The following is a 21,678-nucleotide window of genomic DNA, read 5'->3' as shown; positions in this document are numbered from 1 at the left end:
TCGACATCCAGTTTCGACGCCATTCGACCGATCTCATCGATTCCACGGGTTTTGGGAAGGGGAAATCGAGCATGCGGATGAGCGAACGCCAACATACGGAGGACATCGTCCTCGCGCGGCTCCGCAGCCGCTGGAAAGCAAGCGCTTCCTTCGCGTTTCCGACGCTGGCGGTCTGGGAGCCGTCGGGACTTGCGGACGACCGGGGACGGAAATATTGGGCGGCGGAAATCGCGGCGGAGCTGCGGAAGAATGCCCGGGAAAGCTGCGAAGCGCTGCTGGACGAGGAAGGCCGCCGCGTCGTCCTGCTGTTCTCTTGGCCGGCCAAGGATGCGCTCGAAACGATGCGCTGCAGGCTGAGCAGGCAATTCGACTTGCCGGTCAGCGCGGGCGCGGGATTGCCGGCGAGCCGGCCGGATGAGCTGCCGCGGTCTTACCGCCAAGCCCTGCAGGCGTTGGACGGCAAATTCTACCGCGGAGTCGGACGGTTGATCTGCTATCACGAACTGGGAGGCAGCCAGCGGCTCGGCGAATACCCGGTCGCCCTGGAGAAGGGATTGTTCGAGCGGATCCGGCAGGCGCCGGACGCCGCTTCCGTCCGGGCGGCCGTAGACGATTACTACGACCGGTTGCTGGAAGAAGGGACGCTGGACCGCCCCATGATCGACGAGCTGACGATCCGCTTGCTCATCGGACTGGAGAAGCGGATGGATGCGGAGGCCGGCGGGGAGAACGTGCACCGGCTGAACCGGGGAAGAGGCCTCATGTCCATCGTCAAATTGGAAACGCTTGCCGAAGTGAAGGCATACGTCTGCGAACAGCTGCAGGGGCTTCGGATTCTGGAAACGGCGCCTGTCGGCGGGAGCGGACAACGCGCCATCATCCGGCAGTCGATCGCGTTCATGGAGAGAAACTACGAGACCGCCACGCTGCACAGCACCGCCGAGCAGGTGTTCATGACGCCGGCCTATTTGAGCGGCCTGTTCAAGAACTGCACCGGCAAAACGTTCATCGAGCAGCTGACCGACATCCGGATCGAGAAAGCGAAGGCGATGCTGAAGGATACGCTGCTGAAAAACTACGAAGTGGCGGAAAAGGTCGGCTACAAAGATTACCGCTACTTCAGCCAGGTGTTCCGCAAAAAAGTCGGCGTGTCGCCGAGCGAGTACCGGGAATCCGCTTCGATGACGTAACCTCCGCGCCGAATACGAGGCCCCCGGAGGAATGCCGCGGATAGAAGATGACATCATCTAAACGGCCGAGATCCTCGACTTTACCCGGCAAATAGAGGATGGCATCAAAGAGTCCCCTTACAACAGGGCACCCGATCCCATCCGGGATCGGGTGCCTTTGCCTTCTCCTTCGCCGAGAACCCTTACAGCCGCACGCTGCCGCCCGGCCCGTCCGGGTCCGCGTCCGCCCGGCGGGCTTCCTCCCATTCGCGGTCCCACGTCAGGTGGCGGTAGTCGGCCGCTTCGGGCGAGCTGCCGAACCAGTCCAGGAAATCCTGCCACAGCGGCACCGTCCATGGAGCGTCGATTTGCGCGGTCGTGTAGACGCCTTCCTTCAGCCGGATAAACCCGAAAACGTCGCGCACCTGCGACTTCTCGGCGTTCACGACGGTCAGCTCGGCCAGGTGCGGCGGGACGAAGATGACGCCCGACGGCGTGGCGAGCACGACGTCCCCCGGCAGGCAGACGGCCCGGCCGATGCGGGCGGGCACGTTCATGCCGACCATCGTGCAGTCCGCGATCGCCGTCGGGTCGCTGCCGCGGTAAAACACGTTGATGCCCTCGATCTCCACGATCTGCTGCAGGTCCCGCACGCCGCCCCAGATGACGGCGCCGCCTCTCTTCGTGCGGGTGGCGATGGCGGTGGAGAGGTTGCCGCCGACGTAAGTGCCCTGATAAATTTTGTCGTACATGTCGACCACGACGACGTCGTCCTCGCCGAGCGAATCGATCACCCACTGGTTGAAGAAGCCTCTTCGGCCTTCCTGCTCGTGGCCGTACTTCAGCAGCGTCTCGTGCAGGTCCGGACGCTGGGGCACCATGACCGCGGTGACGGCCCGACCGACCGTCACCTTGCCCGGGAACGCGATTTTGAAGTCGCCTTCGAATTGGTTCGCGTATCCCCGGTTCCAGAGCGGTCCCCAGGCTTCCTCCAGCGTAATCCGCCGCATGCGGCGCAGAACGTCTTCCGGCACCTTCGGCCTGCCGTTCGGGAACCGCTCGCCTTCCCACAGCGGCGTCAGCTGCGCGATGTCTTCCGCGTTATCGAATTTCACGTTTACCGTCCTCCTCCGATCCTGATCGTGCCGATAAGCGTCAGCTCCACAAGCGGTCGTTGCTCCAGTAATCGTTCCAATCGTCCGTCGGCTCCCATAAACCGGGAATATCCGGGTGCAGGTGACGGGCGATCACCTCGTCGTTCAGTTCCTCGATGCCCAGCCCCGGGGCGTCCGGCACCGTGATGAAGCCGTTCTCGACGAGCGGCTTCGGCAGCTTGCCCACGATCATGTCATCCCACCATTCGATGTCGACGGAGTGGTATTCGAGCGCGAGGAAGTTTTCCGTCGCGGCCGCGGCATGCACGGCGGCGAGGCAGCCGATCGGGCTTTCCGCCATGTGGATCGCCATCGCGACGCCGTATTCCTGCGCCATGTCCCCGATTTTCTTCGTTTCCAGGATGCCGCCCGCCGTCAGCACGTCCGGATGGATGACCGAGACGCCGCCCGCTTCGAGCAGGGGCCGGAAATTTTCCTTCAAATAGATGTCTTCGCCCGTGCAGATCGGCGTCGTCACCGCGCGCGAGAGGCGGGCGTATTGCTCCGTGTACTGCCAGGGGATCATGTCTTCCATCCAAGCGAGATGGTACTTGTCGATCCGCCTGCCGAGCTTGATGCAGTCCTCGAGGCCGATATGGCCGAAATGGTCGATCGCCAGCGGCACCTCGGGACCGATGACGGCGCGCACCTCCGCGACGTACTGCTCCAGCAGATCGAGGCCTTTGTCCGTCACGTGGATGCCCGTGAACGGGTGGGCGATGTTGAAAATGTCGTAATGCCGGCTGCGCAGGGTTCTTCGCTCCAAGTCGGACAACGCGCCGTTGCGCCGGCTTTCGTACCAGGCTTTGGACCGTTCCGCCATCTCCTCCAGGAAGCCGAGCGGGGCGCTGAGCGCTCCGGGCTCGTGCAGGAGCTGCTGGATGCCGAGGTCCATTTTCAGGAAGGTGTAGCCTTTCTCCATCCGTTCCTTCAAGGCGTGTCCCATGCGGGTGCCCGTGTCCTTGCCCGACACGTCGGTGTCGCAGTACATCCGGATGCGGTCGCGGAATTTGCCGCCCAGCATCTGATAGACCGGGACGCCGTACGCTTTGCCGGCCAAATCCCAGAGCGCGACCTCGATGCCGCTGACGCCGCCGCCCTGGCGGGCATGGCCGCCGAACTGCTTGATGCGGCGGAACAGCTTGTCGATCTGGCACGGGTTCTCGCCGAGCAGCCGGCTCTTGAGCAGCAGGGCGTAGGCTTTGTCCGCGCCGTCGCGCACCTCGCCGAAGCCGACGAGCCCCTGGTTCGTGTACACCTTCACCAGGCTGCAATGCATCGGCGCGCCCGCGATGTCCGCGAACCGGATATCGGTGATCCTCAGCTCGGATGGGCTGGAAAACGTGCGGACATGGGAGAGCGCGTTTTCATACGTTTCCGGTGTGGGCATGACCATCTTCCATTCTCCTCTGATCGGGAATCGGACTGGCGCCAATCTCCCGCTGATTTTACGGATTGCGGTTCTACAACAGCATGCTGCCGCCGTCCAGGCGGATCGCCGAACCGGTCAGGAACGCCGATTCGTCGGAGGCGATATAGCAGGCCAGGCTGGCGACGTCCGTAGGCAAACCCCGCCGGCCCAGCGGGAATTTGCGCAGGGGGTCGCGGTTCGAACGTTTCGCCCGTTCCGCGTATTCGGGCGGGACGAACGGCTTGGCGATCGCCCAGGTCAATCTCTCGACCTCCACGGCGCCCGGCTCGATCGCGTTCACCGTGACGCCGTACCGGGCGAGCTCGATCGCGCTCTCGCGGACGAGCATCTTGATGGCGCCCTTCGACATCGCGTAGACGGCATCGAAATCGGTCGGGCGTTTGGCGTGTACGGAAGAGATGCAGATGATCCTTCCCGAGCCTTTCGCTTTCATGTAAGGGAGGACGGCTTGCATGCCCTGCCAATAACCTTTCAGGTTCGTGTTCATGATGCGGTCGTACGCGTCGTCGTCGTGATCGAAATTGTCGTTCAGCTGCAAGGCGGCGTTATTGACGAGGATGTCGATGCCGCCGAACCGCCGTGCGACGAAATCCGCCATCGCGAACAGATCCGCCCGGCTCGCGGCGTCGGCCCGGACGGTCATCCCTTCGCCGCCCAGCGCCTCGATGCGGCGCAGCGTCTCCAAGGCGCCCGCTTCGCTCGAGCGGTAGGAGACGGCCACTTTGGCGCCGCGCCGGGCCAGCTCGACGGCAACGCCTTGGCCGATGCCCGTGCCGGCGCCGGTCACGACGGCGATTTTCCCTTGCAAGCTCACGGCCGATCCCCTCCCGTCTCCGGCGGCAGCTTCATTTTGAAATCGAGGTAATGCAGCAGGAACCCGCCGTCCATGCGGATGTCCGCGCCGTTCAGGTACCGCGCCCCATCGCCGCAGAGAAACAGGACGAGCTCCGCCAATTCCCCGTACGTGCCCAGTTCGCCGCCGGGCACTTTGTACCGGTACGACTCGTACAAGTCCGAAAGCTCGCTGCGGAATTTCGCGTCGTCTCCTTCCATCGGTCCGAGCTCGATCGAATAGACGCCGATGCCTTGGCGGCCCAGCACGACGGACGCTTCGCGGGCGAGCATTTTGACCGCGCCCTTGGAGGCGCTGTAGGCGAACGAAGAGCCCGTCGGCTTCTCGGCGTGGATGGAGTTCACGAAGACGATGCGTCCCGCCCGGCCGGTCTCCGCCATCTGACGGCCGACCGCCTTCGCGCTGACGAAGGCGCTCTTCGCGTTCGCGTTCATGACCTCCAGGAAACGTTCCTCTTCGCCGTCCTCCACGCCGATCGGCAGCACGCGGTTGCAGTTATGGATCAGGACGTCGACGGGGCCGACGCTTCGCGACGATTCTTCCAGCAGCCGCGCGACGTCGCCGCTTCGCCACAACGCGGCGTTCACGACGAGCGTCTGCGCCCCCATCCGTCGAGCCTGTTCCAATTCGGCCGTTAGTTCCAAGCCGCCGGAAGCGCTGTTCAAGACGAAGGACGCTCCCTCCGCGGCCAGCCGGACGAGCAGCGCTTTGCCGCTCGGACTGTCGGCTTCCGCGATCAGCACCACCTTGTTTTGCAGCCTCACGGTTCGATCCTCCCCTCCTGGCCCGTTTCGCGATTACGCTGTCTTCATGATACGGGAAGCCCGACGGGGGCCGCGACGACGTAAATTTACGATTTTGTTTGATTTATTCGAGAAAAAAACAAACAAAATCATAAATTTCCCGCCTAAAATCCGTAAGCGCTTCATGTTACGGTATTTGTGTAAAAATCATCCAGATTCGGCGCAACAAACCGCGAATAGAAAGGGGGAGAATCGTTTGTGACCCACCGCACGATTGCTGGATCCGCCGCGCCGCCCGCGCGATCTCGGTTCGCCCGTTCCGTCCGCCGCTACGACTGGACGGGTTACGTCTTCATTTCGCCGTGGCTGGTCGGGTTTCTGCTGCTGACGCTCTGGCCGATCGGGCAGTCGTTCTACCTGTCGTTCACCGACTACTCGCTGCTGAGCCAGCCGGTCTGGTCGGGAGGCGCCAATTACGCCAAAATATTCGGCGGAGACCCGACGTTCAAGAAATCGCTAAGCGTTACGGTCGCGTTCGTGCTCTACTCGGTGCCGCTCAAGCTGCTGTTCTCGCTGCTCGTGGCGATGCTGTTGAACCGGAATTTGCGCGGCATGAGCTTCTACCGCACCGCCGTCTATTTTCCGTCGCTGATCGGAGGCAGCGTCGCCGTCGCCGCGCTGTGGCGGAACATGTTCGGCAAGGACGGCTACGTCAACCACGTGCTCGCCTGGTTCGGAATCGAAGGAACGGGCTGGATCTCGAATCCGGATACGGCCCTGGGCACCCTCGTCCTGCTGAATACGTGGCAGTTCGGCTCGACGATGGTCATTTTCCTGGCCGGACTCAAGCAAATCCCGCAGGAGCTCTACGAGTCCGCCTCCGTGGACGGAGCCCGTCCGATTCGCCGGTTTTACCACATCACGCTGCCGATGCTGTCGCCCGTCCTATTCTTCAACCTCGTGCTCGGCATCATCGGTTCCTTCCAAATGTTCACCGCCTCGTTCGTCATCACGCCCCGCGGGGGCCCGATGCAATCCACTTACGTCTACGCCGTGTTTCTCTACGAAAAAGCGTTCAAGCATTTCCAGATGGGTTACGCGTCCGCGCTGGCCTGGGTGCTGCTCGCCATCGTCGCCGTGCTGACGGCATTGAATTTCCTGGGATCCCGCTATTGGGTGTTCTATGAGTCGGACGGGAGGGGAGCGAAATGACGATTTTCCGTTCGCGCTGGCTCCCCCACCTGTTCCTGATCGCGTTCTCGGCGGTCATGGTCTATCCGATCCTGTGGTGGCTCGGGGCTTCCTTGAAGGACGTGACCGAGCTCAAGCTTCCGAGGCTCTGGCCCAGCACGCCGCACTGGGAAAATTACGCCGACGGATGGCGGTTTTCGAAGGATTACACGTTCGGTCATTTCTTCGCCAATACGCTGCTCATGGAAGCCGCCAACGTGGTCGGGGGCGTGTTCACGGCGGCGGCGGTCGCCTTCGGCTTCGCGAGGCTGCATTTCCCGCTGCGCGGCTTCTGGTTCTCCATCATGCTGCTGACGCTCATGCTGCCGGGCCAGGTGACGATCGTGCCGCAATACATCCTGTACAACCGTTTCGGCTACGTCGACAGCTACGTCCCGCTCATTCTCCCGCATTATTTCGGAGGCGGCGCCTTCTTCATCTTCCTGCTCGTCCAGTTCATCCGCGGGCTGCCCCGGGATCTGGACGACGCGGCCAAAATCGACGGCGCGTCCGTGTACGGCATTTTCGCGAGGATCATTCTGCCGCTGATCAAACCCGCGCTCGTGACGGTCGCGATTTTCACCTTCATTTGGAGCTGGGACGATTTTTTCGCGCAGGTGCTGTATTTAAGCTCCGTCGAGAAGTTTACCGTCGGCCTTGCGCTGCGGATGTTCATCGACCAATTCGAAATCGCCTGGGGCCAGCTGCTCGCCATGTCGCTGCTCTCGGTCGTTCCGTCCGTCATCCTGTTCTTTTTCGCGCAGAAGCATTTCGTCGAAGGAATCGCCACGACCGGCTTGAAAGGCTAGATCACCAATCGTCCAATCGGAAAGGGGAAAAAGCGATGAGTCGCAAACGGTTCAAAGGATGGGGTTTTCCGGCGCTGGCCCTGCTGCTCGTACTGGCGGCATGCGGCGGCGGAGGAGGCGGCAAAGAGAGCGAGGGGAGCCCGGCGCCGGCAGACGGCGGGAGCTCCGGCTCGGGCGGGGCTTCGTCCCCGGTCGAGCTCGGCATTACCTGGTGGGGGCCGGACGAGCGCCATCAGGCGACGCTTGCCGCCCTGAAGATATACTCGCAGCAAAACCCGGGCGTCACGTTCAAGCCGGAATACATGGCTTGGGACGCGTTCTGGCAGAAGCTGCCGACGCTGGCCGCTTCCAAGACGGTGCCGGACGTGCTGCAGATGGACGCGGCGTACATCCAGGACTACGTCTCCCGCGGCGTGATGGAGGATCTGTCGGACATCGACCTGTCGGGCGTCGTGCCGGACAACATTCTGGAGAACGTCAAAATCGGCGGCAAGCTGTACGGCATTCCGCTCAGCCACAACGCGCAGGGCGTGGCCTACAACAAAGCCGCGCTGGAAGCGGCGGGCATTCCGCTGCCGAAGCAGGGCTGGACGTGGGAGGAGTATTTCCGGTGGGCCCGGGACGCGAAGGCGAAACTGCCGGAAGACCAATATCCGATCGGCGACGCCGCGAACGCCTGGGACTGGTTCCAGTGGTATCAGGCTTCGATGGGCAAAGGGCCGATCATGTCCGACGGCGGCAAAACGTTCAACCTGGACCATGACCTGTTCGTGAAATTCCACGAAGAGCTCTCCGCGCTGCGGAAAGACAAAGTGCTGCCGCCGCCCGACCTGTCGCTGTCGTTCCTGGAGAACGATCCGCAAGCCGATCCGATGGCGTCCGGCAAAGTGATGACGCGCGGCGGCACCGTCGGCTCCGTCGCGGCGCTGGAAAGCCTGCTGCCCGGCAAAGTGGACGTCGTGAACGTGCCGAACGGCCCGTCCGGCGGCGGCTGGGCGCAATCGACGATTTTCCTCGGCGTCAGCTCGAATTCCAAGCACAAGGAAGAGGCGAAGAAGTTCGTCAAATGGTTCATCACGGATCCCGAAGGCGGCAAAACGCTCGGCCTCACCCGCGGCATCCCGATCAACGAGGCGATCTACAAGGAGCTCGAACCGAATCTCGCGGCGAAGGATAAGCTGAGCAAACGGCTCGCGGAAGTCGCGTCGGAGAAGGCGATGCCGTTCTATCCGGCGGGTCCCGGGTTCACGGAGTGGGTCGATTTCTACAAAACGACGATGGAAGCCGTCATGTTCGGGCAGAAATCGATCGAAGACGTACGGCGAGATCAACAAGCTGGGGCAGGACATCGCCGCCAAAAACAAGTGAACGGGAGCGCCGGTTGAGGGAAGGGGTGGCGCAGCATGCAGTTGGCTGAGTTTTTTCCGTCGCGCCCGTCGCGGCTCTGGCATCTGGCCAAGCAAATGGGCATCGGCCACGCCGTCGGCCCGCTGCCCTGGGAGGAGAAGGAGCCCTGGGCGTTCGAACCGCTGCTGCACATGAAGCGGCGGTTCGAGGATTTCGGCTTGCGGCTGACGGTCATCGAATCGATGCCTCCGTCGAACCGGATCAAGCTCGGAACGGAGGGCAGGGACGCGGAAATCGCGGCGTTCGGGCGGTTGATCGAGAACATGGGGGCGGTCGGCATCCCCGTGCTGTGCTATAACTTCATGGCGCAATTCGGCTGGTTCCGGACGTCTACGGCGACCCGGACGCGCGGCGGCGCCCTCGTCTCCAGCTACGACCATTCGCTGATGATCGACGCTCCTCTGACGGAGGCGGGGGTCGTGACGGAAGAACGGCTGTGGGACAATTTGCGGTACTTCCTGGAGCGAATCGTGCCTGTCGCCGAGCGTGCGAAGGTAAGGCTGGCGCTCCATCCGGACGATCCGCCGATTTCGCCCATCCGCGGCGTCGCGCGTATTCTGCGAAGCGCCGACGCGCTCGAGCGGGCGATCGACCTCGTGCCGAGCGAGTACAGCGGGATTACGCTTTGCCAGGGAACGCTGGCGGCGGCCGGGGAGGACATTCCCTCGGTCATCCGGCGTTTCGCGGCCCGCGGCAAGCTGTTTTTCGTGCACTTCCGGGACGTTCGCGGCACGGCCGACCGCTTCGAGGAGACGTTCCACGACGACGGGCAAACGAACATGCTGGAAGCGATGAAGACGTACTACGAGGTCGGCTACGACGGCCCGGCCCGGCCGGATCACGTACCGACGATGGAAGGCGAAGACAACGCGAATCCCGGATACGAGCTGCTCGGGCGGCTGTTCGGCGTCGGATACATCAAAGGGCTCATGGAAGCGGCCGCGGAAACGAAACGGGCGAACGAATCGAAGGAGGAAATGCGGGCATGAAGGTGGACATCAAGGGGTTAACCGATACCGTTACGCTGCACAATGGCGTCCGGATGCCCCGGCTGGGGCTCGGCGTTTTCAAAGTGAAGGAAGGCGAAGAAGTGGAGCGTTCGGTGCGGGCGGCCATCGAGACCGGCTATCGCAGCATCGATACGGCCAAAGCTTACGGCAACGAGGAGGGCGTCGGACGGGCGATCAAGGACAGCGGCGCGGCCCGCGGCGACCTGTTCGTGACGACGAAGGTGTGGAACTCGGACCAAGGGTACGAAAGCACGCTGCAGGCGTTCGAAGCCAGCCGCAGAAGGCTCGGGCTGGACGCGGTCGACCTGTATCTCGTGCATTGGCCGGTGAAAGGCAAGTATCTGGAGACGTACCGGGCGCTCGAGAAGCTGTACAAAGAGGGGTACGTCCGCGCCATCGGCGTGAGCAATTTCCAGATCCATCATTTGACGGACGTGTTGGAGCATTGCGAAATCAAGCCGATGGTGAACCAGGTGGAGTACCATCCGCTGTTATCGCAGGTGCCGCTTCGCGAATTTTGCGAACGGAACGGAATCCAGCTGGAAGCATGGAGTCCGCTCATGCAGGGTCATCTGGACGTTCCGGCCATTCAGGCGGTGGCCGGGAAACATGGGAAAACCGCGGCGCAGGTCGTGCTCAGGTGGGATTTGCAGCACGGCGTCGTCACGATCCCGAAGTCGACGAACGAGCACCGAATCCGCGAGAACGCCGACATTTTCGACTTCGAGCTGTCGGACGAAGACATGCGTGCGCTGGACGGTTTGAACCGGAACCGCCGGTTCGGCTCGGATCCCGACAATTTCAACTTCTGAGTCGTGTCGGACAACTGCGGATTCGGGGGCGCTCCCTTGGAGGGGCGCCCTTTTTTGCGGCAGGCGGCGCTAGAAATTTTTTGCATAATTCTGGCTCCCCTTCGGCATACTATGCGAGGTTTTCAAACCGACCAAAAAACGAAGGGAAGCTGAATCCGTGTATTCGAACTTGAGCAACTTGGCTTCGCAGTGCGAGCAAATGACCCGCCAACTGATCAACCAGACGAACCAGTCCACCCAAATGTACCATCAAATGGCGCAGACCGAAGAGCAGAACGCGCGCGAGCTTGACCGCCTCGTACAGCGCGAACGCCAAACGGCGCAGCAAATCCAGCATATGATCCGCATGCATGAAACGGCGATTCAGCAAATGAACCAACTGCAAAACCTGTGCCGCGAAATGGCCAATTCCTCCGGGATGACGATGGGGCAGCAGTCGTTCGGCACGACCTTCTCCCAACCGGGGCAGTTCAACCAATTCGGCGCCTCCGGCGGTTCCTTCGGCACGATGGGCAGCTTGGCCGGGAACATCGCGAATCCATCGAACCCGTCCGGAACGTCCTATATCGGCTCCATCGCGGGCCAACTATCCGGCGTGAACCCGTCCGGCCTGTCCGGCCAAAACCAGTCGTTCGGCCAATCCGGCCAACTGGGACCGAACGGCCAATCCAACCTGTCCGGCAGCAACGCGATCGGTTCGATCGCGAGCCAAATGACCGGCGTCGGCCAATCCCTTCAGTCGAGCCAATCGAGCCAAACGTTCGGCCAGTCCGGCCAGTTGGGACCGAACGGCCAGTCGAACCTGACCGGCAGCAACGCGATCGGTTCGATCGCCCAGTCGCTTAGCGGAGCGGCGGGATCGTCCTCTTCGATCCGTCCTTTCGCTTCGTCGTTCCAATCCGAGTCGGAGCAAAGCGGAACGAGCTTCGTGTCCCCGATGCTGTCCTCCATCAGCGGCGGCAGCTACCGTTCCTTCCAATAACCGATCGCGAGCAACGTTGCTCGACGATAAGCCCGCCCGGCCTCCCGGGCGGGTTTTGCATGTTCGGACCCGCCCCGATATAATAAGGACAAACTGGGCGAAAGGGGAGCCGGTCGTGCCGTCACCGGACGAATTCGAGCGGATCCGCAGATGGACCTCCGGCCGCCAGCCGACGGAGCGGATGGCCGCTTTGGGGGTCAAGCGCGGCATCGGGGACGACGCGGCGGTGGTCGCCGCGGCGGAAGGCTGCGACTGGCTTCTGGCCATGGATACGATGGTGGAAGAAGTCCACTTCCTCCCCGAGACGATGGAGGACGCGGACATCGGATACAAGGCGCTGGCATCGAACGTCAGCGACATCGCGGCGATGGGCGGCGTGCCCCGGCACGCCATGGTGTCCGTCAGCGTGCCGCCCGCGTGGAGCACGGAACGGATTCGGTCGCTGTACGACGGGCTTTACGCCTGCGCGGAAGAGTACGGCATCGCCGTGATCGGCGGCGACACTACCTCGTCTCCGAAGCATCTGGTCGTCGCCGTCGCGTTAACCGGAACGGTCGAGTCCGGGCGGGCAGTCGGACGGGACGGGGCGGGACCGGACGAAATCGTGTTCGCCACCGGACCGCTGGGGTTGTCCGCAGGCGGGCTGTTCGGCCTGCTCCCGGGAAGCGAGGCACGGATTCCGCCCCCGCCGGAGCGGCTCGTGCGCGCGCACCGCAGGCCCCGCCCTTCGGTCCGGGCGGGCCGTTTGCTCGCGGAGCGGGGGTGGGCGACGTCGCTCAACGACATCAGCGACGGCCTGGCCAGCGAGGCGTGGGAGATCGCCGAAGCCTCCGGCCTGCGTCTCGTGCTGCGGGAGGCTTCCTTGCCGATGTCCGGCGAATTGGCGTCCTATGCGGCGGCGTGCCGGCGAGAGCCGTTGGACTGGATCTTATACGGCGGGGAAGATTACGTCCTGCTGGGGACGGCGAGGCGCGAGGATGCGCCGGGGATCGCGGAGGCGTTCCGGGCGGAAGGCCTGCCCTTCTTCGTCATCGGCACGACGGAGGAAGGGCCTGCCGGCGTCTGGCTGCATACGGCGGAAGGCCGCAAGCGGGCGCTGGACAAGCGGGGGTACAATCATTTCGCGAAGGGATAAAGCGACGATGGCAGAACGGAACGACGGCCGGACCCCATGGTACGTGCGCGAAGCGGAGAGCGAAGAAGATACGGCGGCTTTCGCGGCGGCCTTGGCGGAGAAGGCGGAACCGGGATCCGTATTGGCGCTGGACGGGGATCTCGGAGCCGGCAAGACCCGTTTCGCGCAGGCGTTCGCCGCCGCGCTCGGCGTGCCCGGCACGGTGAACAGCCCGACGTTCACCATCATCAAGGAATACGAGGGCGGCAGGCTGCCGTTCTACCATATGGACGTTTACCGGCTCTCCTTGGAGGAAGCGGACGAGCTCGGACTGGACGAATATTTCATGGGGGAAGGCGTTACGCTGGTGGAATGGGCTTCTTTGATCGAGCCGATCCTGCCTCCGGAACGCCTCCACATCGTGCTGGAGCACACCGGCCCGACGTCCCGGCGGCTTCGCTGCCGCCCGGTCGGCGGACGTTACGGGGAATGGTGCTTGCAGCTGGGCTTAACGCCGGAGGAGGATGCCGAATCATGAGCGACACCTACGCCCCACCCGCTTCGGCAACGGTGCTGGCGATCGAAACGTCCACGGCTTCGCTGGCGGCTGCGGTCGTCCGGGATGGCGAAACGCTCGGCTCCGTCCAATCGTTCGCGGAGCGGAACCATTCCGTGCTCATCGTGCCCGAAATCCAAGCGCTGCTTAAGGAATGCGGAGTATCTCCGGATTCGCTCGGCGCCATCGCCGTGGGGCAGGGCCCCGGCTCCTATACGGGGGTGCGGATCGCCGTTTCCGTCGGCAAAACGCTGGCCTGGGCTTGGGGGAAAACGCTGCTGGGCGTCTCCAGTCTGGAGGCGTTGGCGCTCGGGGCTTGGAGGACGTATAAGGAAAACGCGGGCGGTTCGATTGCCGGCCCCGTCTGGCTCGTCCCGGTGATGGACGCCCGGCGCGGCCAAGTCTATACGGCGCGTTTTCTCGCGGACGCCTCCGGGCGCTGGGAGCGGTTGGACGCGGACGGGATACGCCTGGCCGCCGAATGGGCAGAGCAGCTTCGGACGGAAGCCGCAGCCGGCATGGGGCCTGCTCCCGCCATTTTGGCGGCTGGCGAAATCGGGCCTCAGCTGGAAGCGGCGTTCGGTGCCGGCAATGAAACCGGTCCGGCGATTCGCTTGGTTCCGCATGCGATGGAGGCCGTCTCCGTCGCCGAACTCGCGGCCGAAAGGCTGCGCCGCGGGGAGCGGGACGAAATCCATGCGTTCGTCCCCAATTACACGCAGCTGGCGGAGGCGGAAGCCAAGCTTCTGGCGGCACGGGCCCGGGGGGATTGATCATGGCGGAGTGGGAGAAACAAGGAACGGAAGTCGTTTTCCGCAGCATGACGCTCGGGGATATCGGAACGATCGTCCGGATCGAACGGGAATCGTTCACGGCTCCGTGGTCGGAGGAAGCGTTCCGGACGGAACTCACGCAGAACCATTTCGCGCGGTACATGGTGATGGAGCGGGACGGCGCGATTCTCGGTTACGGCGGGATGTGGCTGATCGTCGACGAAGCGCACGTCACGAACATCGCGGTGCGCGAGCCTTACCGGGGGCAAGGGCTGGGCGAAAGGCTGCTGCGCGAAATGATGCGGACCGCCGTTTGGTTCGGGGCCAAGCGCATGACGCTCGAGGTGCGGGTGACGAACGACCGGGCCCAATCGTTGTACCGCAAGCTCGGCTTCTACGAATCCGGCGTGCGGCCGAACTATTATTCGGATAATCAAGAGGACGCGCTCATCATGTGGGCCGAGCTGGAGCCGACGGACGAAGAGGCGGATGCGCAAGCCGCCGGCAGCCCGCGCCGGCCGAAAGGAGGGGCGTCGTGATGGGCGGAACGCAAACGCCCGGGGCACGGGACTACCATTTGCTGGCGATCGAGACGAGCTGCGACGAAACGTCGGCGGCGGTCGTGAGGAACGGCCGGGAAGTGCTGGCCAACCTCGTGTCCAGCCAGATCGACACCCATCGGCAGTTCGGGGGCGTCGTGCCGGAGATCGCTTCGCGCAAACACGTGGAAAGCATCACGGTCATTTTGGAGGAGGCGCTCCGGAAATCCGGCATCGGTCTCGCGGACGTGGACGCGGTGGCGGTCACGCAGGGACCGGGGCTGGTAGGCGCTTTGCTGGTCGGCGTGGTGGCGGCCAAAAGCCTGGCGATGGCGCTGGACGTGCCGCTGATCGGCACCCATCATATCGCCGGCCACATTTACGCGAACCGGCTGGTCGGGGAAATCCATTACCCCGCGCTCGCGCTCGTCGTGTCCGGCGGGCATACCGAGCTGGTGCTGCTGGAGAGCGAAGGCCGCTTCCGGATCATCGGGCGTACCCGGGACGACGCGGTCGGCGAAGCGTACGACAAGGTGGCGCGGGCGCTCCATTTTCCGTATCCCGGCGGGCCCCACGTGGATCGGCTGGCGGCCGAAGCGGAAGGCGAAATCGAGCTGCCGCGGGCCTGGCTCGAGCCCGAATCGTACGATTTCAGCTTCAGCGGGCTGAAATCTGCCGTACTGGCCGAGATCAACCGCTCCCGCATGAAAGGGGAGACGGTCAATTTCGCGTCGCTGGCCAGAGGGTTCCAAGAATCGGTCATCGACGTGGTGACGGGAAAAGCGATGCGGGCGGCGGCGGAATTCGGCGTCCGGCAGGTGCTGCTCTGCGGAGGCGTAGCGGCGAACCGCGGGCTGCGGGAGCGGCTCTCCCGCCTCTGCGGGGAAGCCGGCGTGCCGCTGCTCGTTCCGCCGTTGTCCCTGTGCACCGACAACGCCGCCATGATCGCCGCCGCCGCGGACTTGAAATGGCGGCGCGGGGAGTTCTCCCCGCTGGACTTGAAAGCCGATCCCCAGATGCCGCTGGAAGCGTGGTCCGTCGCTTCGGAGTGAACGGACCGCTGCCCGGGAAGGAGGTTTCGCCGTGTTAGCCGCTTTGCATCCGCTGTTCCGGCCCGTTCAGGCGAACGGTCGCGTCCCGGCGTACCGTTATGCGGAAAGGCTGCCTTCTCCCGCGCTTCGACCGTACGTCGCCTGCTATTGGTTGTCGGAACCGGCAAGTTCGGGACCGACCGCCCACCCTGGGGATGACGAGGCGATCGATCGGGTGCTGCCGGACGGTTGCACCGACATCCTGTTCGAATATGAGCTCCTCCACCGCCGCTGCCGGATTCGGTACGCCGGATTCGACGAGCGGCCTTTCGCGATCGAGTACCGCGCGGATCGCCCGGCCGTGAAGTTCGGCATCCGCTTTTTTCCCGGTGGGGCGTTTCCGTTCCTGCGATTCCCTTTGTCCGAATTCTCGGGGATGCTGCTTCCCTTGGATGAGGCGTGGCCCGGCTTCGGGAAAGGGATCGCGGAGCGGATTTTCGAGTCGGAAAACATGGATGGCAAAGTCCGGGCAGCGGAACGTTTCCTGCTCTCGCGGCTGCAGGCGTCAGGCAGTCCGGTGGACGATACGATGGGAAACCTGCTGTTTCGGATCTTCCGATCCGGCGGCAACGTCGGCGTGACGGAGTTGGCGGCGGCGGAAGGGATCAGCTCGCGGCAAATGAACCGGAAATTCGATCGCTGGATCGGGGCGAACCCCAAGACGTTCTGCGAAATCGTGAGATTCCAAACCGTGTTGCGGCAAATCGGCGGGGAGGGCCGCCCGGATTGGCTGGCGCTCGCGCTGGATCGGGGCTTTTACGACCAGTCCCACCTGAACCGCGAATTCAAACGGTTTTACGGCGCTTCTCCGACCGCGGCCTTCCGGGAATTCCGCGGCATGTCCGATTTATCCAAGAGATCGGGGTCGCCTTTCCCGTAAAATGGGATCGCGGCCAGCCAAGGCAGGCTGTGCCGACCATCCCCCTTATGAACAGGAGAATGCCCGATGTCCTCGACCATGCAAGCCGTCACGATCAGCGTATCGATCGAGAGCCCGCCGCAAGACGTATACGAATATGCCGCGAATCCCGCGAATTCGCCGGAATGGCTGACGTCGTTCTGCGTGTCCGCGCGCCCTGCGGAGGACGAATGGATCCTGGAGACGGCCGCCGAAGGCACCATGGGACTTCGTTACGTCGAATCCAATCCATACGGGGTGCTGGACCATCGGATCCGTCTGGAAACCGGGGAAACGTTCGTCAACCCGATGCGCGTCATCCCGAACGGAACGGGGAGCGAGGTGCTCTTCACGCTGTTCCGCAGGGAAGGCGTGACGGAAGCGCAGTTCAAGCGGGACGCGGAAATGGTGCGAAGCGATCTGCTTTCGCTCAAGCGGGTTTTGGAAAAATAACGTTCCGTGCGTATTGACAGATCCGATAGCGGAAATTATAATCAAGTCCAATCCCGGAAGGGAATATCAGACAGCAAACGCGAAGATCAGGAACAGTAGGGAAGTCCCGGACACCAGAGAGCCGCGGGACGGTGCAACGCGGCGGAAGGGAACCCGAAGCTCGCCTGGGAGCGGTTCGGCGGAACAAGGGCAGGTTGGATGCCGCCCGGCGCGTACGCCGAAACGGTTAACCCCCGTGATCGGGTCGACGAGGTGGACGCGTGTTCCGTTGAGAAACGCGTCAAGCAGAGTGGTACCGCGGTTGGCCGTAACGCCCGCCGTCTCTTGCAGAAGAGACGCGCGGGCTTTTCTGTTTTTCCCGGCCCCCGCGAACCCATAAACAACGCGATGAACGGAAGCAGTAGGAGATGCCTTGGAATTCAGAGAGCTGCGGGTCGGTGCGACGCAGCCGAAGAGGCCTCCGAACTCGTCCGGGAGCGGAACGGGTGAACCGGCAGCGCAAGACGCCTGCACGCTGGAAGCGGCAGCGGCTCGAGAAGCCCTTGATCCCGTTACGGCCGGCCCCCGATATCGGGCGCTCGCCGATTTTCGCTGTCCGGACAGCGCGGATCGGCGCACGAGAGGGAGAACGGTTTCGCCGACCGGAAGGCGAAATCCTCCAAGCAGAGTGGTACCGCGGCGGCCATAAGGCCCGTCGTCTCTTGCCCAATGGAGAGACGGCGGGCTTTTTGCCGTCTCCGGAACATCACCCATTTCGAAGGAGGCACTCCTCATGTCCGAAACCCGCGAAAACCAATCGTCCAAACGCCGCATCCGCATTTTCGACACGACGCTTCGCGACGGCGAGCAAGCGCCCGGCGCCTCCATCCGTCCGGAGCAGAAAATCGTCATCGCCCGCCAATTGGCCCGGCTGGGCGTCGACGTCATCGAGCCCGGCTTCGCGATTTCCAGCCCGGGCGAATTCCAGGCGATCCGGCAAATTTCCCGGGAGCTGCAAGGCGTGGAAATCTGCGGTTTCGCCCGCTGCGTCCGGGACGACATCGACGCCGCCGTCGCCGCCACCCGGGAAGCCGCGCGCCGCCGTTTGCACCTGTTCATTTCGGCTTCGCAAATCCACCTCGATTTCCAGCTGCGCAAAACGCAGGACGAGGTGATCCAAACCATTCGCTCCATGGTGGCGTACGGCAAGCAATTCGTGGACGAAATCGAGTTTTCCCCGATGGACGCCTCCCGGTCGAGCGAGGAATTCCTGTACCGCGTCATCGAGTCGGCGATCGACGAAGGGGCGACGGTCATCAACGTGCCCGACACGATGGGCTACGCGCTGCCGGAGGAGTTCGGTCCGCTGTTCGAGCGCATCCGCCGCAACGTGCGGGGCGGGGATCGGATCGCGTACAGCACGCATTGCCATAACGACTTGGGGCTGGCCGTCGCCAACAGCCTCGCGGCCATCCGCCACGGAGTCGCCCAAGTGGAGGTTTGCGTGAACGGCATCGGCGAACGCGCCGGCAACTGCTCGCTGGAGGAGTTGGTCATGGCGATCCAGACGCGGGGAGAGTCCCTCGGCGTCGAAACCGGGATCCGCGCGGACCAGATTTACGAGACGTCCCGCCTCGTCAGCCGCACGATGCACGTGCCGATCGCCTACAACAAGCCGATCGTCGGCCGCAACGCGTTCCAGCACGAATCGGGCATCCACCAGGACGGCTTGCTGAAAAACCGCAACACGTACGAGATCATGGATCCGGAAGCGATGGGCATCCCCCGCAGCATGATCGTCCTGGGCAAGCACTCCGGCCGCCATGCGATCAAGCATCGGGTGGCCGAATACGGCTTCCGGTTGGCCGATCAAGAGCTGGAAGATTTGTACCGGCGGTTCAAGGCCACGGCCGACGAGCTGAAAATCGTCACCGACGACGTGCTGCTGAAGCTGGTCGGGGAATCGTCGGGCGTCGCGGCGGAGCCTTACGCGCTGCTCGATCTCCAGGTGCTGGCGGGCACGCAGCGCACCCGGATCGCTTCCGTCACGATCCGGAGGAACGAAGACGGATCGGAGGCCTCGTACGCCGCTTCGGGCGAAGGGCCGCTGGAAGCGGTCATCCACTGCATTCGCCAGGCGGTGCCGGTAGAGGCCGAGTTCGAGGATTTGGAGCTGCACTCCCTGTCCACGGGAGAAGGCGCCTTCGGGGAAGCGGTCGTGACCGTGCAGTACCAGGGTGCCCGGCACCAAGGGACGGCGGTCGACCGGGATATCATCCTGGCCGCGGCGCGGGCGTACGTCTCGGCGTGCAACGCGGCGCTGCTCAGCGGGCGCAGCTTCGGCGAAGCCTCGGGACAGTAACGTTACAGGATTCGGAATTCGCATGAAAAAAGCCGCATGCTCGGGCCGAAAGGCCGTGCATGCGGCTTTAGCGTTTAAGGACGATTTCAACGCCGAGATCGGCTATCTCCCAGTTCCGGTCGGCAGTCAATACCGGCAAATCCAAAAAGCGGGAACGGCCGATGCATCCAGGACGGCTTGTTTACTCATGATGCCGATGGTTCCCGACGTTCCGAAATCAATTCCTCGGAGAGCAATCCGTCGCCGACGCGGTAAGCGACCATTTTTTCCCGCACGTAATCGATCGCTTGGGAACGGGTCATGAGCACGATTTTGCCATTTTCCACGTGACACAAGCATTCGAATAATGCCATTGCAGCGCAAACCTATCGAAGGTTATTTCCGCAGCGGCGCGAGATCGAGCACGCCGGCCGGGTCGATCGGGACGCCATCCTTCAGAAGCTCGAAAAACAGCTGCGTTCCCGTGCTCGCGCCGGTCGATCCCATCGTGCCGATCCGCTGTCCCCGTTTGACCTGTTCTCCTTTCTTGACCTCGAGCTTCTCCAAATGGGCGGAGTACGATCGGATCCCGTCCGCATGGCCGATCGTCACCCGGTTGCCGTCCGATTTGTCGTAGCCGGCCTCCAGAACGGCGCCGTCCGCGACGGCGTAGACGGGCGTGCCTTCCTCGCCCGTAATGCGGATCCCTTCGGAGATTTTCTTCTCCGTTCGGCTGACCGGCACGGCTTGTCCGAAAGCAACGCGGAGTTTTCCCGCTGTCGGCAGCGTATAGGCGACATTGCCGTCAGCCGGCTTCGGCGAGCTTTCCGCGTCTGCCCGGACCCCCGTGAACACGGCCGCCGCGAGCAAGGCGATTCCGGCCAGCAGAAGCGGAAAGACGGCTTTTTTCTTGCCGGGTTTATGGGATGCGATCATGACCATTCTCCTTTTCAATCGATTTCGAGGTCCGAACAATGAAGGGGAAAACGTCCGAACCGGCGCGCTGAAGCGCATTTCCAGCAGCTTGAGGACGGTTCCTCCGTACCGCTCCTTGTCCGCCAATGCCAGGACGCGGGCATCGCAAGCCGCTTCCTGGGCTTCCCGCATCCGGCTGCCCGCCAGCCACATGAACGGGTTGATCCAGTGCAGGACGACGAGCGCCCTCATCGCCGCGTTCCAAGCGATATCCCGCCTTCGGCAATGGACCAATTCGTGCAGGAACACGCAGGTCCATTCTCCGTCGTCGAGCGCTTCCGGCGCAAGTCCGGTCGGCAAGACGATGAGCGGTTTCCGCAAGCCGTACAGCGAGGGGGAAGATACGCTTCCCGACCGGACGAGCCCGACGGGCCGCCGGATGCCCAGCCTCATGCGGCAATCGTCCAGCAGATCAACCAACCTTCGCTCCTCCACCGGCACGGAGCTTCTGATTTCGCGCGCCCTTGCCCGGCCGGCGGCGACCGACAGAACGGCGAGAACGGCGACTCCGGCAAGCCATGCCGCCGCGATGCCATACAACCACGGAGAATCGGATCGGCCGGCTTCGGCCGCAGACTCGGCAACGGGAAGCGCCGGCCAGCGGGATTCGCCGGCGACGGCGGATGCCGGCGTATCGACGGAGATTACGGTTTGATACGGCCGCAAATGCTCGGTGACTTGCGGAAGTACGTTCCCCAGATCGTACCCGGTATCCGGAGCCCACGGAATGAAGAGCCTGGCGGCGAACAGCAGCCAAAGCCCGTAGGTTAGGCGCGGATTTTTCCGGCCGGCGGCCCGGTCGGCCAAGAGCAGCAGGGGAACGCCGACCAGGATGAACGGACCGGCAGACAGGACGACGGACGCAAACAGCCGGATGAGCGGCTCGGAGGAGGGCAGGCTCATGACCGTTTGCCGTCCAGAAGGCGTCTTAGCTCTTCGATGTCGGAAGGGGACAAGCTTTCGTCCTCCAGGAAATGAACGAGCATCGGTTTGGCGGCGCCGTCGTAAATCCGCTGAAGAAACGATTGCCGTTCCTGCCGTCTGCATTCTTCTTCCGTGCAGGCGGGGGAGTACAAGTACATTTTGCCCGCGGTTTCATAGCGCACCGCTTTCTTCTGAACGAGGCGGCCGATCAATGCTTTGACCGTTTTGGGCTTCCAGTCGCTGCGGCTTTCCAGACGTTCGATGATTTCTTGCGCGGCGAGGGGAGATTGCTTCCATAAAACTTTCATGATCTCCCACTCGGCTTCCGAAATGCGGGGTGTCACTTTCGGCTCTCTCCTTCCGGTCTATGGATTACATTTGTAGTCGACGGTTTAAGATTACAATTGTAATCGGTGCTTGTCAACCCGAATGAT

The 21,678-nt window shown here is 63.2% G+C and carries 22 protein-coding genes; 15 read left to right on the top strand and 7 right to left on the bottom strand.

Features of this window, described 5'->3' with window-relative positions; translation table 11 throughout:
• Window positions 1-71 precede the first annotated feature (71 nt).
• Window positions 72-1,190: a helix-turn-helix domain-containing protein gene (locus PTZ19_RS09225; protein WP_276353916.1), complete on the top strand. Its 1,119-nt coding sequence runs from the start codon at window positions 72-74 to the stop codon at window positions 1,188-1,190.
• A gap of 182 nt (window positions 1,191-1,372) precedes the next feature.
• Here PTZ19_RS09225 and PTZ19_RS09220 read toward each other — a convergent pair whose 3' ends face one another.
• The 4 genes from PTZ19_RS09220 to PTZ19_RS09205 all read right to left on the bottom strand — a co-directional run bounded on the left by PTZ19_RS09220 (window position 1,373) and on the right by PTZ19_RS09205 (window position 5,372).
• On the bottom strand, window positions 1,373-2,284 hold the full coding sequence (locus PTZ19_RS09220; RefSeq protein ID WP_276353915.1) for an RraA family protein: 912 nt from the start codon (window positions 2,282-2,284) through the stop codon (window positions 1,373-1,375).
• A 40-nt stretch (window positions 2,285-2,324) separates the two neighbouring features.
• The gene (locus PTZ19_RS09215; RefSeq protein WP_276354002.1) at window positions 2,325-3,713 is read right to left on the bottom strand and encodes a mandelate racemase/muconate lactonizing enzyme family protein; all 1,389 of its coding nucleotides are present in this window, start codon (window positions 3,711-3,713) and stop codon (window positions 2,325-2,327) included.
• Between the two features lie 73 nt (window positions 3,714-3,786).
• The gene (locus PTZ19_RS09210) at window positions 3,787-4,569 is read right to left on the bottom strand and encodes an SDR family NAD(P)-dependent oxidoreductase (protein ID WP_276353914.1); all 783 of its coding nucleotides are present in this window, start codon (window positions 4,567-4,569) and stop codon (window positions 3,787-3,789) included.
• A complete protein-coding gene (locus PTZ19_RS09205) occupies window positions 4,566-5,372 on the bottom strand; it encodes an SDR family NAD(P)-dependent oxidoreductase (RefSeq protein WP_276353912.1) in 807 nt (268 codons plus the stop codon). The genes PTZ19_RS09210 and PTZ19_RS09205 overlap by 4 nt, the downstream gene beginning before the upstream one ends.
• 333 nt (window positions 5,373-5,705) lie before the next feature.
• Between PTZ19_RS09205 and PTZ19_RS09200 the strand changes: the two genes are divergently transcribed.
• The 14 genes from PTZ19_RS09200 (at window position 5,706) to PTZ19_RS09135 (ending at window position 19,366) form a co-directional block, all read left to right on the top strand.
• Window positions 5,706-6,563 carry a carbohydrate ABC transporter permease gene (locus tag PTZ19_RS09200; RefSeq protein WP_276354001.1) on the top strand — a complete coding sequence of 286 codons (858 nt, stop codon included), beginning with the start codon at window positions 5,706-5,708 and terminating at the stop codon, window positions 6,561-6,563.
• Window positions 6,560-7,390 (top strand): carbohydrate ABC transporter permease, encoded by an 831-nt coding sequence (locus PTZ19_RS09195; RefSeq protein WP_276353911.1) that lies wholly within the window; start codon window positions 6,560-6,562, stop codon window positions 7,388-7,390. Before PTZ19_RS09200 ends, PTZ19_RS09195 begins: the two co-directional genes overlap by 4 nt.
• A gap of 35 nt (window positions 7,391-7,425) precedes the next feature.
• Entirely contained in the window at window positions 7,426-8,775 is a 1,350-nt protein-coding gene (locus PTZ19_RS09190; RefSeq protein ID WP_276353909.1) for an ABC transporter substrate-binding protein, read from the top strand.
• An 18-nt stretch (window positions 8,776-8,793) separates the two neighbouring features.
• Window positions 8,794-9,786 (top strand): mannonate dehydratase, encoded by a 993-nt coding sequence (locus tag PTZ19_RS09185; protein WP_276353908.1) that lies wholly within the window; start codon window positions 8,794-8,796, stop codon window positions 9,784-9,786.
• Window positions 9,783-10,619: an aldo/keto reductase gene (locus PTZ19_RS09180; protein ID WP_276353907.1), complete on the top strand. Its 837-nt coding sequence runs from the start codon at window positions 9,783-9,785 to the stop codon at window positions 10,617-10,619. The genes PTZ19_RS09185 and PTZ19_RS09180 overlap by 4 nt, the downstream gene beginning before the upstream one ends.
• A gap of 157 nt (window positions 10,620-10,776) precedes the next feature.
• Window positions 10,777-11,601, top strand: a complete 825-nt coding sequence (locus PTZ19_RS09175; RefSeq protein WP_276353905.1) for a hypothetical protein — start codon at window positions 10,777-10,779, stop codon at window positions 11,599-11,601.
• 115 nt (window positions 11,602-11,716) lie between these two features.
• Window positions 11,717-12,736, top strand: coding sequence for a thiamine-phosphate kinase (thiL, locus tag PTZ19_RS09170; RefSeq protein WP_276353904.1), 1,020 nt, complete (start codon window positions 11,717-11,719; stop codon window positions 12,734-12,736).
• A gap of 7 nt (window positions 12,737-12,743) precedes the next feature.
• Window positions 12,744-13,253 carry a tRNA (adenosine(37)-N6)-threonylcarbamoyltransferase complex ATPase subunit type 1 TsaE gene (gene tsaE / locus PTZ19_RS09165; protein ID WP_276353902.1) on the top strand — a complete coding sequence of 170 codons (510 nt, stop codon included), beginning with the start codon at window positions 12,744-12,746 and terminating at the stop codon, window positions 13,251-13,253.
• The gene (tsaB, locus tag PTZ19_RS09160; protein WP_276353901.1) at window positions 13,250-14,044 is read left to right on the top strand and encodes a tRNA (adenosine(37)-N6)-threonylcarbamoyltransferase complex dimerization subunit type 1 TsaB; all 795 of its coding nucleotides are present in this window, start codon (window positions 13,250-13,252) and stop codon (window positions 14,042-14,044) included. The genes tsaE and tsaB overlap by 4 nt, the downstream gene beginning before the upstream one ends.
• Before the next feature lie 2 nt (window positions 14,045-14,046).
• On the top strand, window positions 14,047-14,583 hold the full coding sequence (rimI, locus tag PTZ19_RS09155; RefSeq protein WP_276353899.1) for a ribosomal protein S18-alanine N-acetyltransferase: 537 nt from the start codon (window positions 14,047-14,049) through the stop codon (window positions 14,581-14,583).
• Window positions 14,583-15,635, top strand: a complete 1,053-nt coding sequence (tsaD, locus tag PTZ19_RS09150) for a tRNA (adenosine(37)-N6)-threonylcarbamoyltransferase complex transferase subunit TsaD (RefSeq protein WP_276353898.1) — start codon at window positions 14,583-14,585, stop codon at window positions 15,633-15,635. The genes rimI and tsaD overlap by 1 nt, the downstream gene beginning before the upstream one ends.
• Before the next feature lie 31 nt (window positions 15,636-15,666).
• Window positions 15,667-16,554: a helix-turn-helix domain-containing protein gene (locus PTZ19_RS09145; protein ID WP_276353896.1), complete on the top strand. Its 888-nt coding sequence runs from the start codon at window positions 15,667-15,669 to the stop codon at window positions 16,552-16,554.
• Window positions 16,555-16,620: 66 nt separating this feature from the next.
• Window positions 16,621-17,025 (top strand): SRPBCC family protein, encoded by a 405-nt coding sequence (locus tag PTZ19_RS09140; protein WP_276353895.1) that lies wholly within the window; start codon window positions 16,621-16,623, stop codon window positions 17,023-17,025.
• Between the two features lie 772 nt (window positions 17,026-17,797).
• Window positions 17,798-19,366, top strand: coding sequence for a 2-isopropylmalate synthase (locus tag PTZ19_RS09135; RefSeq protein WP_276353894.1), 1,569 nt, complete (start codon window positions 17,798-17,800; stop codon window positions 19,364-19,366).
• Window positions 19,367-19,551: 185 nt separating this feature from the next.
• Here PTZ19_RS09135 and PTZ19_RS09130 read toward each other — a convergent pair whose 3' ends face one another.
• Genes PTZ19_RS09130 through PTZ19_RS09120 form a run of 3 tightly spaced genes read right to left on the bottom strand, consistent with a single transcriptional unit; the run spans window position 19,552 to window position 21,588 of the window.
• The gene (locus tag PTZ19_RS09130; protein ID WP_276353893.1) at window positions 19,552-19,692 is read right to left on the bottom strand and encodes a hypothetical protein; all 141 of its coding nucleotides are present in this window, start codon (window positions 19,690-19,692) and stop codon (window positions 19,552-19,554) included.
• Window positions 19,693-19,741: 49 nt separating this feature from the next.
• Window positions 19,742-21,223, bottom strand: a complete 1,482-nt coding sequence (locus tag PTZ19_RS09125; protein WP_276353892.1) for a M23/M56 family metallopeptidase — start codon at window positions 21,221-21,223, stop codon at window positions 19,742-19,744.
• Window positions 21,220-21,588 carry a BlaI/MecI/CopY family transcriptional regulator gene (locus tag PTZ19_RS09120; RefSeq protein ID WP_276353890.1) on the bottom strand — a complete coding sequence of 123 codons (369 nt, stop codon included), beginning with the start codon at window positions 21,586-21,588 and terminating at the stop codon, window positions 21,220-21,222. Before PTZ19_RS09120 ends, PTZ19_RS09125 begins: the two co-directional genes overlap by 4 nt.
• Window positions 21,589-21,678 lie beyond the last annotated feature (90 nt).

This window comes from Cohnella caldifontis, from assembly GCF_029360585.1.
Lineage (GTDB): Bacteria > Bacillota > Bacilli > Paenibacillales > Paenibacillaceae > Cohnella > Cohnella caldifontis.
This window is presented reverse-complemented; position numbering and strand designations above follow the sequence as displayed.